Source organism: Humiphilus diazotrophicus (genome assembly GCF_059726315.1).
In genome coordinates this window covers 5,771,582-5,784,534 of the sequence record NZ_AP040870.1, presented here as the reverse complement: position 1 = coordinate 5,784,534, position 12,953 = coordinate 5,771,582, and the positions used below count along the sequence as shown (strand labels likewise).

General features: G+C 48.6%; 11 protein-coding genes. 5 read left to right on the top strand and 6 right to left on the bottom strand.

Annotated elements, in window-relative coordinates:
- Positions 1 to 158: 158 nt before the first annotated feature.
- Positions 159 to 1,295, top strand: coding sequence for a glycosyltransferase family protein (locus AC6I7T_RS23685; RefSeq protein WP_497790228.1), 1,137 nt, complete (start codon positions 159 to 161; stop codon positions 1,293 to 1,295).
- A gap of 325 nt (positions 1,296 to 1,620) precedes the next feature.
- Positions 1,621 to 1,857 (top strand): mersacidin/lichenicidin family type 2 lantibiotic, encoded by a 237-nt coding sequence (locus AC6I7T_RS23680; protein ID WP_497790227.1) that lies wholly within the window; start codon positions 1,621 to 1,623, stop codon positions 1,855 to 1,857.
- 474 nt (positions 1,858 to 2,331) lie between these two features.
- Here AC6I7T_RS23680 and AC6I7T_RS23675 read toward each other — a convergent pair whose 3' ends face one another.
- A complete protein-coding gene (locus tag AC6I7T_RS23675; RefSeq protein WP_497794658.1) occupies positions 2,332 to 2,493 on the bottom strand; it encodes a hypothetical protein in 162 nt (53 codons plus the stop codon).
- Positions 2,494 to 2,562: 69 nt separating this feature from the next.
- Between AC6I7T_RS23675 and AC6I7T_RS23670 the strand changes: the two genes are divergently transcribed.
- Positions 2,563 to 5,403 (top strand): type 2 lanthipeptide synthetase LanM family protein, encoded by a 2,841-nt coding sequence (locus AC6I7T_RS23670; protein WP_497794648.1) that lies wholly within the window; start codon positions 2,563 to 2,565, stop codon positions 5,401 to 5,403.
- On the opposite strand, the gene AC6I7T_RS23665 is transcribed toward AC6I7T_RS23670, so the two are convergent.
- The 4 genes from AC6I7T_RS23665 to AC6I7T_RS23650 form a co-directional block, all read right to left on the bottom strand.
- Positions 5,378 to 6,592 carry an ABC transporter permease gene (locus tag AC6I7T_RS23665; protein WP_497790226.1) on the bottom strand — a complete coding sequence of 405 codons (1,215 nt, stop codon included), beginning with the start codon at positions 6,590 to 6,592 and terminating at the stop codon, positions 5,378 to 5,380. The genes AC6I7T_RS23670 and AC6I7T_RS23665 overlap by 26 nt on opposite strands.
- A gap of 432 nt (positions 6,593 to 7,024) precedes the next feature.
- Positions 7,025 to 7,507, bottom strand: coding sequence for a hypothetical protein (locus tag AC6I7T_RS23660; RefSeq protein ID WP_497790225.1), 483 nt, complete (start codon positions 7,505 to 7,507; stop codon positions 7,025 to 7,027).
- 1,553 nt (positions 7,508 to 9,060) lie between these two features.
- Entirely contained in the window at positions 9,061 to 9,240 is a 180-nt protein-coding gene (locus AC6I7T_RS23655) for a hypothetical protein (RefSeq protein WP_497790224.1), read from the bottom strand.
- Positions 9,241 to 9,572: 332 nt separating this feature from the next.
- Complete coding sequence (locus tag AC6I7T_RS23650) at positions 9,573 to 10,829, bottom strand: hypothetical protein (protein ID WP_497790223.1); 1,257 nt, start codon at positions 10,827 to 10,829, stop codon at positions 9,573 to 9,575.
- A 283-nt stretch (positions 10,830 to 11,112) separates the two neighbouring features.
- Between AC6I7T_RS23650 and AC6I7T_RS23645 the strand changes: the two genes are divergently transcribed.
- Positions 11,113 to 11,565, top strand: a complete 453-nt coding sequence (locus tag AC6I7T_RS23645; protein ID WP_497790222.1) for a hypothetical protein — start codon at positions 11,113 to 11,115, stop codon at positions 11,563 to 11,565.
- Between the two features lie 324 nt (positions 11,566 to 11,889).
- A complete protein-coding gene (locus AC6I7T_RS23640) occupies positions 11,890 to 12,597 on the top strand; it encodes a hypothetical protein (protein WP_497790221.1) in 708 nt (235 codons plus the stop codon).
- On the opposite strand, the gene AC6I7T_RS23635 is transcribed toward AC6I7T_RS23640, so the two are convergent.
- A complete protein-coding gene (locus AC6I7T_RS23635) occupies positions 12,598 to 12,804 on the bottom strand; it encodes a DUF2460 domain-containing protein (RefSeq protein WP_497794647.1) in 207 nt (68 codons plus the stop codon).
- Positions 12,805 to 12,953: the final 149 nt, after the last annotated feature.

Here is a 12,953-nt window from a genome sequence, read left to right as displayed (position 1 = left end):
CAGTTCCGCGCAGAGTTCTCCTCGCAGCTGCGTGTCTGAGCTCCAACCAACTATGGTTTTGCTTACGCTCACAGCATTGGACTATGACTCGCCACCTCTACGATCAGCTACGCTAATTCTTACTGCGTTCTAGCCTTTATGGATCTCAGGATAGGAATATGGCAGACCCATTAACTAAGCAACAACCTGGCAGGCGGATATCTGAAGTCAGCCATCGAATCCTTTTCTTTTCCCGAGGAAGAGGTCGGGGACACGCGCTTCCGGATCTAGCCATCAATAATGAGCTGAACAAGGCCATGCCCGGAATATACGTACAGTTTGTCTCCTACGGAACGGGGGCACACACCATTGCGGAGCGAGGTCATAACGTGATCAACTTGGATTTGCCAGACGACAATCCGTTCCTTGAGACTGTCGTGCGAGCAGTTCGCATCATAGGTCATTTTCGGCCGAACCTCATTTTGGCACATGAGGAACCAGCTGCAATTTTAGCCGCCCGAGTATTCAAGTGCCCTACGATCTACCTCACGGCATGGTTCTCCGATCCCTCCACCATCTGGATGGATGCATTACATGGAACGGAGGAAGTTATATTCCTTGGGGACCCAGGATTGTTTACGCCACCCCCCTTCTTGGAAGGTCGAATCTATTATGCTGGATACCTAGTGCGGCCATTGAGATATTCAGCTGCAGATCGAGAGAAGGCACGCGCAGAGCTTCAAATCGACTCCGGCATCACACTGATCCTATGTCTGTCGGGGACAACTTATGAACATAGCACCCCCACGGCAGAAGTTATAATTTCGGCGTTTAACAAACTACCCCATCCTTCCAAGCGGATGACTTGGGTGGCTGGAGAGGATAGCACAGAATTGAGGTCCAGGTATTCAAGGGAGTCCAACATTACCTTCCTTAATTCAGATCCAGAAATAGAGCGTTGGATGGTGGCAGCAGATCTTGCCCTCACCAAGGCTACCACTAACACATTACTCGAATTGACTTCTTTGGGTATTCCGTCAATTTCTATATCCCATGGCGCAAATTGGGTCGATGACATTCACGCTGCTCGCTTTCCTTCAAACCACTGGCTCTCTGCAGAGACACTCACAGACGACCTACTTCGCAATCTTATGCTAACTTTGCTCTCAACACCTTCACAACAATCTACAAGAACGATGAATATTGACGGGCTGCGGAATACCACAAGAAGGCTGCAACATCATATCGAGCTCCTTTTTCGCAAGGAATCCAAATTGGAGATACCCCAGATTACTTCAAATGCTGCCGATCGCTAAGTATTTCCAGCAACACCTTCGTTAGCACCTAAACGAAGCCGTTGCACTGCAGCTTACGTACGGACCTAATTCACTCTCTGAATCGTCCTGTTTACCATATGCCACACTCTCGTGCACATTGTCTTCACATCGACTCGATGCCCACTACGATCAACGAGCGTAGACGAACACTAATCTCCTCGATTGAGAGGCAAAGGGAGTCAATAAACTTCTCACACCTTGACCTTGCCTGCCCTCTGGGCGTTTGAAACGTGTCACTCTCATGAGTCAAATTCTAGGGGGGCAGGTGCTCTGAAACTAATCACCAAAAAAGGAGAATACGTAGATGGAACCCAAAGAAATTGTGAAGTGCTGGAAGAATGAGCAATACGCCGCATCTCTTTCAGATGTTGAGCGCGCATCAATTCCTGACAACCCCGCTGGCCCCATTGAATTGAGCGACGAAGACCTCTCTGGAATCGCGGGGGGCACGGTCAATTCATATACTACATGCACATTTACACATGGATCTGTTTGCCAAACCCTCAGTGCGTTGATGGGACGTTCTTGCCCAATTTGCTAACAAGATGAACGTTTCCCTGCACCGACAACGATAGTTCGCGTGTTTCGCTTCCTGAAGGCTGTTCAACCTCTGTTTCCGTTAGAAACACCCTACTACAAAGCCCTTTTTCCCTAAGGAGTAACGCTACCGCCAGCGTTATCGGAGCTTTACTCCTTATCCTCCCTAACGGAATCATAGGCAAATTCATCATGGATAAAACGGTATGAGATATGTAATAGGTCGTTCAGCTCCTGAATCAGGATTCGGCATCGACCATAGAGCTGCACAGAAAGGAGCAGTATCATGATCATGCATGACTGGTGTAGAGCACTTACACTAGCAGAAAGAATTAACCGAGCTGAGGGTAGTTCATCTTTACGTGATTCCTGGCAAGGAGATTTACAGATTGCAGACTACAGACTTCACCGATGGAAGGCGCACCCTCCCTTTCATGTCGATGCAGCCATAGACGCCCGTCTAGATAAATGGCACCTTTCAAGAGAGGAATACCGGATGCTGCTCGGAGAGACTGTTACGTCTCTTCGTAACCGCATTAAGTGTGAGCCAAGTTGGGTAAAGCGCCTGAATCAGGTATTCCAGCAAATAAGCTTCGACGATACCGAAGACGGTGCATCTCGTAATACACTGCCCAATCATAGTTTTCTCGATCTATTCATACCTCTGCTAGACAATTCTGCTTCGCTCCTAAGAGGGATCCTCTTCCGTATGGAAAAAGCTGGAGAAATCCAGGAGGATTCCATCCAGCATATAATAGGCTGTCTTCTGCCGCTTCTTTGCGATCGTCTACTTTCATATTCTGCTCAAACCTTGACACTCGAAATGAATGTTGCACGACTGGAAGGCCAATTACTTGGAGATACTGAGCACGAAAGATACAAAAGTTTTCTCTCGTTATTAAATACCGAACAATATCGCTGGCAGATCTTCAACGAATATCCAGTACTTGCACGGAACGTTCTGCTCTTATCCGATCAATGGTTATCTGCGACAATCGACTTCATCAGGCACCTCTCGGAAGATAGGAGAGATCTCTGCAAGACCCTCGACCTTGATAGATGCCCCCTCCACTTCACTGCTGTCAGGGCAGGGGTAAGCGATCCGCATTGCTCGGGAAGATCGGTCCTTATGATCAGCTTTGGTCCTGAAAAGACCCTCGTGTATAAGCCCAGATCACTAGCAATAGATCTTCATTTCTACCATCTTCTTCTATCGATGAATGATTGGCTTGGAGAACCCTTTTTCTATATTCCGAAAGTGCTCACAAGGCAAACTCACGGGTGGATGGAATTCGTACAGAGATCTACTTGCGATTCAGCTATTGACCTCGAACACTTCTATCAACGTCTAGGAGGATGCCTTGCGGTACTCTACGCGTTCGATGCAGCTGACATTCACTTCGAAAACGTCATCGCCGCCGGCGACTATCCTGTCTTGGTTGATCTGGAGACGCTATTTCATCCAGATTTAGTCTCAATCAGCAATGCAGCCGCCACATCTTTCACGTTTGGGATGAGGAGGATGTCCGTGATAGGAGTAGGCATTCTACCTCACAGAATCTGGGGAACTGCAGATCACGATGGTGTGGATATAAGTGCCACTGGCGGAGAACCAGGACAGGTGTTTCCACGGCCGATATTAACCTTAACGAATCCCGGCTCAGACAAAATGCGCTTCGTTAGCAACATGGTTTCAATGGACTCTGCATTGAATCTTCCCTACGGGGACAATACAAAAAGCGATACAACGACTCAAGTGCACTCCTTTGTAATGGGATTTGAGAAAATTTATCGACTACTCATTGCTCACCGTTCGGAAGTTCTGTCCAGATACGACATGCTTCCGTCCTTTGAAAACGATGAAGCTCGTGTTGTTCCGAGAGCAACCAGAATATACGATGAACTGATTCGAGCTAGCTCTCACCCTAATTATTTACGTGATGCATTGGATAGAGATCAACTGCATGATCGACTCTGGGGTACATGGGGTTTGCAACATAAGCTAACGGAGCTCATTGATTACGAGCAACGAGATCTACAGAACCTCGATATACCGATTTTTAGAACATGGGTTAACTCTCGACACCTCCGCTCAAGCAAAGGAGATTTGATTCGCGATTTCTTCCCAGAACCGAATATTCAGAGGGTGCGCCGGAGAGTAGAATCGCTCAGCGAAAAAGATCTAGAACGCCAGGTGTGGGCGATTGATGCAACATTTGCCGCGAAGGCTCCTTTAGAAAGGCCATCCGAGCAACTGACGTCGACTACGAAGGAGGATGCGTGCGAAATTTCAACTACAGACTTGATCTCTGAAATTGAAAGTGTCGCAGAACGACTTGAAACACTCGCATATACCGACGGGACAAACATTGGGTGGCTCGGAATGAGTATGACCACTCGGGGTTCCTGGTCCGTAGAACCTCTCAGTATTGATCTATATAGCGGCCTGACGGGCATTGCTCTGTTCTTTGGAATGGCAGGAAACATTTTAAGATCAGCACACTACACAGAGCTCGCACGTCAAACAATTTGCACAGCGAGAAAACGGCTCGAGGAAGAAGACCTAATACCCGGTATTGCGTCAGCGCAGAAAGCCGTTGGAGCATTTAGTGGAGAAGCGGGAATAGCCTACGCTCTGTATTTCTTGGGTGTTATTTGGAACGACGAAACACTTCAGAACGATGCGATCAACCTATCTCAAAGACTTGAACAGCATATTGAATACGATCAGACCTATGATTTGCTCTCTGGATCTGCTGGCCTTATCGCGGTTCTCTGTGAAATGTACAAGAACCGTCCGGAGGAATTCCTTCGGAGCATTGCTTTACGTGCCGGCAATCATCTGCTGGAACACTCGACTTCTTTAGAATCAGGAATTGGATGGATCACCCTTCAAAACGAATCCACTCTACCATTAACGGGTATGGCACATGGCGTGTCAGGGTGCTTATTCTCACTGGTTCGATTGTGGGAGATCACTGGTATACCAGAATATCATGACGCGATTATTCTCGGACTTCAATATGAACGGAGTCAGTTCGACCCGAAACGCAGAAACTGGCTAGATCTTAGACGAGAAACCAATACTATCTTACATCACTCCTCCTGCACAGGATGGTGTCACGGTGCACCCGGAATCGGCATAGCACGAGCCACTATGCTCGACTTAATCAGCGAGAACAGCGTTCTAGAGGATCTTCATATAGCTATCGACACAACCGTATTGGACGGTTTCGGGCATTACAGCTGTATCTGCCATGGTGACTTTGGAAACTTGGACCTTCTTCTTCAGGCCGCCCTTTACCTCGGAGAGGAAAGATATTTATGCAAGGCTCGACAAATAGCAGCAGCGATGTTCAAGAATAGGAGCAGTAAGTTCTGGAATCTCTCCACGCCTTCTGGAATCGAAACACCCGGATTAATGCTCGGTTTAGCCGGGATAGGCTACCAGTTGCTTCGACTCCTTGCACCCAGCTCAGTTCCGAGCGTGTTGTCTCTCGAGTTTCCCACGATAGCGGAGATTGCTACTCATAACGCAAAGCATCGATAGGATTGAGATGCGCAGCCTTCCAAGCTGGATAAATTCCAAATACAAAGCCGACAGTACACGACGTTGTGAATGCAATGATTGTCCACAATATAGATACCTTAATCGGTATTAGTACCTGCAACATGAGGCTGACACTCTCTCCTAAAACAATACCAATTACCCCTCCCACCGCGCACAGAATGATAGCCTCCAGAGTGAACTGAAGCAAAATGGATGTTACCGTTGCACCCACCGCCTTTCTAAGGCCAATCTCCCGAGTTCGCTCAGTCACACTAACAAGCATGATGTTCATTACACCTACACCGCCAACAGCAAGGCCTACTGTAGATAGCGCAATCATGAAGATCTCTAGCCCCCCAGTGATTTCGGTCCACAGCCTCATGAGTGCATCCGGACTGAACAAAACGAAATTATCTTCTTGATCAATACGAACCTTTCGGCGGCGGCGCAAGAGTTCACGTAATTCATCCTCAACCAGTAACTTATTATTGGCTTCGTCATACTTTACGCTAACCCACAGATTTCTTTGCTCTGGATGCAGTTTCTTAAAGGTCCTCAATGGAAACATCACCATATTATCGTTGGGATTGCGGCCGGTACCCACTACGCGCTTTTGCCTATCTAGGATGCCAATAACTGTAAAGAGCCCTCCCTCGATCTGGACCTCTTGACCGAGAGGGTCGATGATCTCGAAAAGATCTTCAGCAGCATCATGTCCCAGGACAACAACATTGGCGCGCCTCTGGTCTTCATCTGGGGAAAATAGTCGTCCTTCTATAAGATCCCAGTTATGCACATCTCCAACGGAAGAAGTATTGCCCTGAAGAATCGTGCCAGTAATCTTTTTCTTCCCATATTTTACACCAATGACGCCAGAGTTGAAGATAGGATTTACGTATCTTGCTTCTGCGTCAACAGCAACTACATGAGCTAGGTCGCGAATCGCTGCGGCATCATCATCACTGATCGGTTTTCGGGTCACAATATCCGATGTTGTTTTTACGTCCACTACGGGAACATGGTAGACCCAAAGTATGTTGGAACCCATGGAGTTGACCAGATCAGATACACGGGTATTCAGACCATTGATGATCGCAGATATTATAACAACGGTGGAAATTCCAACCACAATCCCCAGAATGGTGAGACCAGAACGGAGTTTATTTTCCCGCATAGTATCCAGCGCCATGTGAATTCCATTGCGAAGATTCAAAGAGATCATCCCGAGTCCTTTTTGAATTTTTCTGCCATATTGAATGTGTGTTTCCTGGTGAAAACCCTAGCGCAAGAGACACAGCACGTCCGGTTTCGCTACCCCAATCAGAATTTCGACATATTGGGAAACTCAGCCCTACAGCCACTCGGATTCACGTGACGTTTGACATAGACAAATCCGCATTGATACTCATCTGTTGGTAGGCGATACAATCTGAGTAGTACTAAATTGTAATGGCCCACAACTTCGATGTCCGGCCTTTGACAAAGGAGTTATCACAGTGAGTCAGACATCTATACTGTAGAAATAGAAAGGTGACTTTCATTCTGCTACCTGACTTGCTGGTTTTGATGCCTTCGCAAACCAGCAGGTTTCGCAACGTCCAAGGCGATAGTCGATGCTTTCCTATGCATTATTTATGGGGTGAGCATTCGGGTTGTCTTTCATTAACGGTCTGGAGCGCGCCATAATCGAGTTAATCAGTAACAGGCCACAGCAGAGACTGCGGTGCATAACGATTCCTGTGTCGAAAACGAGCACTAACATTAACGGAATATTGACGAAAGGTGACATAACACCCACTTGAACTGCAAACGTGTTCTCGCGAATCATCGAAGTGATCAGGAAAATAGAGTTAAGGCCGAACCCTATAGCAGCGAGACGGTTGTATTTCTTGGCCAGAACAAGCCATGGAAGGTCAATAAGAAAGCAGAACACACTAACAATGAAGCTTAAGCTTATCGAGTGAGGATCACACGGCCAGAGGCTAAGCGCCAGCATGAATGTTGATAGAGGAAGCAGACAACACAAAAGCAGGGCGGATAAGCAGACGAGAGTTTTCGGCGCTAAGATTCCTAGCGTGATCGATGATTGGCTTGCATCATCCACGTCATATCCATCAAATATCAGTCCTAAGAAGAATCATAGGTTTTCTTAGTTAAGTTGTACGCTAGATGTTTGCCACCTAAAGGTAAGCCCTATGTAACTTACCTATAGTCTTCAAGATCATTGCTAGCGCTGGACTCCACTTCCAGGCATCATCGTAGTACTACTGCGCTTCCATTCATTCGAAGCTGTCTCTATTGAGTTAACCAATTGTGTGCTGCGTCGATAGGACGCAGACTGACGTCACAATGGCTCACTGGAGATAGCCACTCAAAACTTCAATCCGAAATAATTATTTATATCACAGGAAATGCAGTTCTGCCATGAAGGACCTGCACATGTTTGAAAAATGTTAGGCAAAAGGTTTTGTCCAATGTGACAAGGGAGTATACCTCGGCCAGCTCAATTGGGATCGCTTCCTCCCGAGGACTCCCTCATGGAACGTGCACGCAATGAGTGACGTCATTTACTCATTCGACACGCACGCCGCCACTTTCCTCGTTGCAATGACGGCTAATCCAAACCGAATGGTTCCTGGGAATTCAGAAGGGGATTCGTGGCACAGTTTTCACCACACGCAATCGACTTTGCCATCCTCAATTATTCGGGGCTTTCAACCGAAAGTATGCGCCGATGCTGGGCGCACAACGAAAGGCCCTAGGACGTCATTGCTGGAGCTAAGATTGGCTGCTTGTTTTTCCGGCAGATCCTAGATACTGAGTCGCGTCTTCCAGGGAAGCAGCAATCGTGATTGAAATTGCCTATATGCCGATCCACGCAAATCCGTTCATAGCATCTCCTTGTGTTGCATTCGCGTAGAGCGCGGGCACAACAGATACAGCCTTGGGGGTATGTGTCCGCTGCACCTGGGCCGTGTATCGCGATATCGACCCTTTGGCAAGGCGTAAGCCAATACTCGTTATCATGCGCCTGTCATTGTTACAATTTTCAATATTGACTTCTGCATGACTTTCATTCAAGAAGGACGATATGGTGAACAGCTTATGCAGGGAGTTATAATATAGATAGTGAGCTGGTGTGGAAGCATCAGCATAAAAACACGACCGACTAGATTAGCCTTTGTAGTTGACCCCAGAGAACCGAAGTAGGTCCGCGAGGTAATACGGCTGGGCTCGACTCTCCGGGGGAGGATCCACTTTCCCGATTATTCCTCTCGACACAAGAATGCCGCCGAGTTGGAAAGCAGAGCCGATCAAAGCCCCCGGGGCTAAAGCTGTCAGGTGGGGATATATTGATGCCTTTGATCCGGACAGCTTACGCCGAAGCTTCTGTTGGATGGAAAGAGACCGATTTGGCAGAGCCTACCTCTGCTATGACAAATGCGCCGTTCACGTCAAATGGCCGACCAATGCACCTCAGATTATGAACGGTGTCGGGCTTAGGGTCTGCACGAAATGCCCAAGTGTTGCCTTTCTTGTTCAAAAACATTCTGAATATCATCGCCCGATACATCGAGAACAGAAGTAACAAAAGCAACATCAGGTTAGGAGTGGACCGGTTGGCCCACTCCACATTATTGTGAATGTGCTAGTTCTCTATCCGCCAATGCGCCACAGCGCCTCCTCGTAACCAGGCAATACCTGAATCAGATGCTGTCGAAGATCGTTAATGAACTCCTTGATTTCCGTCTGTAGCTCAGACAACACGTTAGGTTGATCAAACAGCGGATCACAGTTGTACTCGAAGGCTTGGAGAGCCTTTAAGGCCTGGACCACGGTTAGCTGGCCTTGGCTGCAAAAGGTGAACTCGTATACCTCTTCATCAAAGGAATCGGGTATGGCTCCCTTCTCGGTGTAGCTCCCATGCAGCTAGGTTGGCCCTCAGCAGGCGCTGACCGGTTTCAACTGCAAGCTCGGTCACGAGCCGTATACGCACCCCCCTGGCCTGAGTAGATGAAGCGGATGGAAGAGGCCCATGTTGTTGGATTCCTCTGTGTCCGTAGGACCATAGATCGCCGTAGTAAGAAGTGACTCGATGTGCGCGTTGCTAACGACATAACAAGACATGAAGGCCTCACAATACCGAACGATCTCATAGATGTCCTGCGTTAAGAGGGACAGTATTTAGCACCCCTGGTGTTCTGCTCAACATTCTCTTTCTTATTTCGCGTCATGGCATTGTCGGTTGACTTGTCGATCCGCTTGATCTCCTCACTAACGCCGTAGGTGTCTTGGAACTGCCGTTCACCTTCGGCCCCCCACTGATAGCCTTCACGGACCATTTGCGGAGCGTCCATACGATATAGCAATCTGTAGGAATCTGAGGCATGCCCACCATTGAAGGTTCCCGTTAACCCAATCAGTTTACGGCCAATACGCCCGAGCACCGCCAGCCCATTGCCCTGTGCGGTATCGCCGCCGAGCTGGTGAAGCTCGTCTGCGATCGCGTAGTCGAAGAAATTAAGCATGTATCGCCCCATGTATTCGAGCGGGGCCATTCTGTGAATTTTCCTATTGTCAGCCGTCCACAACGGCGAGAAGAACCTCGTCCCGCGGTTGGGGCGTTGCACTGTCTCTTCGTGTTTGCGCTTGATGTCCAGATCCGAAAATGAGAGGTGACCGCCATCGGACAATTCGATCGGAAGGTGAGTATCCGGGTTGACGAGTGCACCCAAGAATTTTCGCGCACCAGACACTAGTGTCGTATAGCTGTGACGCCAGAAGTAGCCGAGTTTGCCTTTTTCTTTGGAGACAACAAACACAGCATTCTGACCGTTTAGGCCCTTGAGAAAATTCTTCCGTCCCATCAGGCGCAGGTTAGCAACGGAGAACTTAGCACCTCGACGAATGATTTTGCCGCCGACGAACTGAACCTCCATGATCCCGCTAGGTTTAGCAGGCGCCTTGGCCGATGACTGCCGAGTTACGTGGCTGTGTAGATTGCCTGTATTAGGTTTTGGACGGGGCTGATTGCGCATGTTCTCTACGAGGTACACACGGGTATTGGGAAGCGTGAGGAACACTTCGCGAGCCCATTTCTTCGTTATATGTGGAGGACATTGCACAATTGCGGAGAATGGCTTCCCTTCTGCGTGTACGTAGCAAGTGGCCAATCCCATCAGAGTTTTCCCGGTGCCCATCTCAGCCACAAATTTGCCTGAGTCGTTTGTCCGGAGAAACTTTACCGCGCCCATGATTGCGAGTTCCTGGGCAGCTAGAGGCTTGCGTTTGAGAAACTTGATAAATGGAGAACCAGGGTCACCAGGCGCATGGAGTGCTGGATAGGACCCAATAATTCTTTCGCCTATCTCTCGCGAATAAACTTTTAGGTAGTCGAAGATCGTTTTCAATTCGGCTGTCGCCATGTTGCCCGTCCTGAGAAGAATTAGTTGTTGCCGTGAGAAGATTCTGCCCATGCGTGCAAGGGCGACAAAAAAAGGCCGCACATTGGCGGCCACTAGGCATGCGGGAATTGCGGATCTAGTGCAGGATTAATGCTTGGAGAGTTCAGTGCACTAATGCAAGATTTATCGTTCCACGCTATGCTATTTAGCATTCGATTTCAGTAACAGCATTGTTACTTATCCGGAAGCGGAGACGGCCTTCTTTCGATCATATAAAGAGCACCTCCCGGTACCCGAGTTCCGAATGGTGACGGTACTAACGACTTTCCGCTTCTGCTATGGCTGCGCGGACCAACTCAGCGGGCCGGTGGCAGCCTTCGTCGCCAATAAGTCCGGCCCGCTCCGCTTCCTCCATATAAGGCAACACGCCTTTCAAAGCGTCCAGGAGTTCTTCGTAACAATCAACGGCTTTAGCGATAAAATGTGCGGTGGCCTCCGCATCTTCAACACTGGAACTGATTGCTCCAGAGGCTCCAAGGTAAACGTGCGCGAGACAATTTCCCCGATTCGTAACCTCTCCAACGTGGATTGTAACCTCGGGCCATTACCGACCTTCTGCACGCGCGGAAGAGACACGAGTACCGCAGTGTCCGACGTTTGCAGTTCCCCTGCAATTTCACGTGTATCCATCGATGCGACAACGTGCATTGTGAGGACACCTGCACTCTCGCTCTGGAAGACCCAGGATCGCGGATAGAACCCGGCCACGTGTCTCATCGCCAACTAGACGTTCATTAGGGTGGCCGTTGCTGGTGCGCCTCTAAACATCCACAGTGTATCGATAGATCCTCGATGCCAGTTGCCATATTTTACGGGTTCGTATCTATGCCCGTTGTAGGCGATGGGCATCGGTCCGTCTGTTGGGTAGAAGCTCAGGTCAAGGGGTGTTTCAATTTCGAACAGATCAGCTATGTAAAATGATTCCACTTGATCGTGCAAGAGAAAGACTAAGAGCATCTTGCTAGATGTCTTCATGTAAAGAATCCTTGATGTGTGCCGATCCTGCGAAGTAGGAGTGTGTATGAAAAGGGTCTGGTTAGTTGTTCTGTTCTTTTGCGCCATTGGCGGTCTCGCTGAAAACGTCAAAGGCGGCAAGTGTGAGGCCAGTGTTGATGGGAAACCGATCAAAACGGTCTACATCATGGGAGATCAGTACAACGGTGTTGTTTGGGCGTACAAGCATCTCGGAGAAGAAACTTGCCTAACTCCTACAACTGAGATCTCCAAAGCTGACGCAATTCTCGAGGTGCGTCGAATTTGGACTCCAGGCACTTCGGCAAACGATAGTCCTATCACAGTAAGCTGCACATCTGACAGGAACAGTACTAGTTGCACTGATTCGACAGGGAATGTGCTGTACACATCCTGCGGTTCGGGTGGATGCTATTCCAGTTATGGACCCAGCGCATTCAGCGCTATCTCAGGTGTCTTTAGCGCATGGGTAAGCACGCGGTGGTATGAATCAGATGTCTATCTCTACACGCCGGACCATAAGCTTCTATGGAAGAGCCTAGACCAAAAGGGAAGCTGGACCGATATGTGGCCAGAGAAGTTGATGTATGGAACAAATTCACCAACTTGCAAAAAGCCGAAGGCTGGGTCATGGGATCGTCACAAATACAAGAACTATCGGCAATGGGCAAGCAGCAAATGTAACGTTGAGTTCGACCCTCTCGTTAGTATCGATATAAATATCAAGGCTAACGGTGAATCGGAGGGATCAAAGTAACTACAGAATTACGCTACGAAGCTTAAGACTGTCCATCGACCATAGCCTGTCCATGATCTGCATGTAGTCCTGGGAATCGGAATCGAAGCGGACGCGGTAATAGAAGCTGCCGCTCCAGGTCAGAATTGTGCCGTTCGCCGGAGGTGATTTGAAGGTGACTACGCCAGTTGTGTCCATCGTCAAGTCAGTCGTGTGGGTGCCGTTGATATAGACCTTCGGCTACCCATTCAGGTTCTGGACAATGTCGTTCCCTATTCCAATAGGCCGAACTAACTGGTAATTATTCATGCTCCCAGTACCCGAACCGAAGTAAGCCGGTCAGGCTGATACGTATTTTCCCCGCGAAGAGATGCAGT

What these genes read in the sequence shown, in the direction of transcription:
- AC6I7T_RS23685 (WP_497790228.1), top strand. Translation starts at nt 159, where the DNA reads ATGGCAGACCCATTAACTAAGCAACAACCTGGCAGGCGGATATCTGAA.
- AC6I7T_RS23680 (WP_497790227.1), top strand. Translation starts at nt 1,621, where the DNA reads ATGGAACCCAAAGAAATTGTGAAGTGCTGGAAGAATGAGCAATACGCC.
- AC6I7T_RS23675 (WP_497794658.1), bottom strand. Translation starts at nt 2,493, where the DNA reads ATGATTGGGCAGTGTATTACGAGATGCACCGTCTTCGGTATCGTCGAA.
- AC6I7T_RS23670 (WP_497794648.1), top strand. Translation starts at nt 2,563, where the DNA reads ATGGAAAAAGCTGGAGAAATCCAGGAGGATTCCATCCAGCATATAATA.
- AC6I7T_RS23665 (WP_497790226.1), bottom strand. Translation starts at nt 6,592, where the DNA reads ATGGCGCTGGATACTATGCGGGAAAATAAACTCCGTTCTGGTCTCACC.
- AC6I7T_RS23650 (WP_497790223.1), bottom strand. Translation starts at nt 10,829, where the DNA reads ATGGCGACAGCCGAATTGAAAACGATCTTCGACTACCTAAAAGTTTAT.
- AC6I7T_RS23645 (WP_497790222.1), top strand. Translation starts at nt 11,113, where the DNA reads ATGGTGACGGTACTAACGACTTTCCGCTTCTGCTATGGCTGCGCGGAC.
- AC6I7T_RS23640 (WP_497790221.1), top strand. Translation starts at nt 11,890, where the DNA reads ATGAAAAGGGTCTGGTTAGTTGTTCTGTTCTTTTGCGCCATTGGCGGT.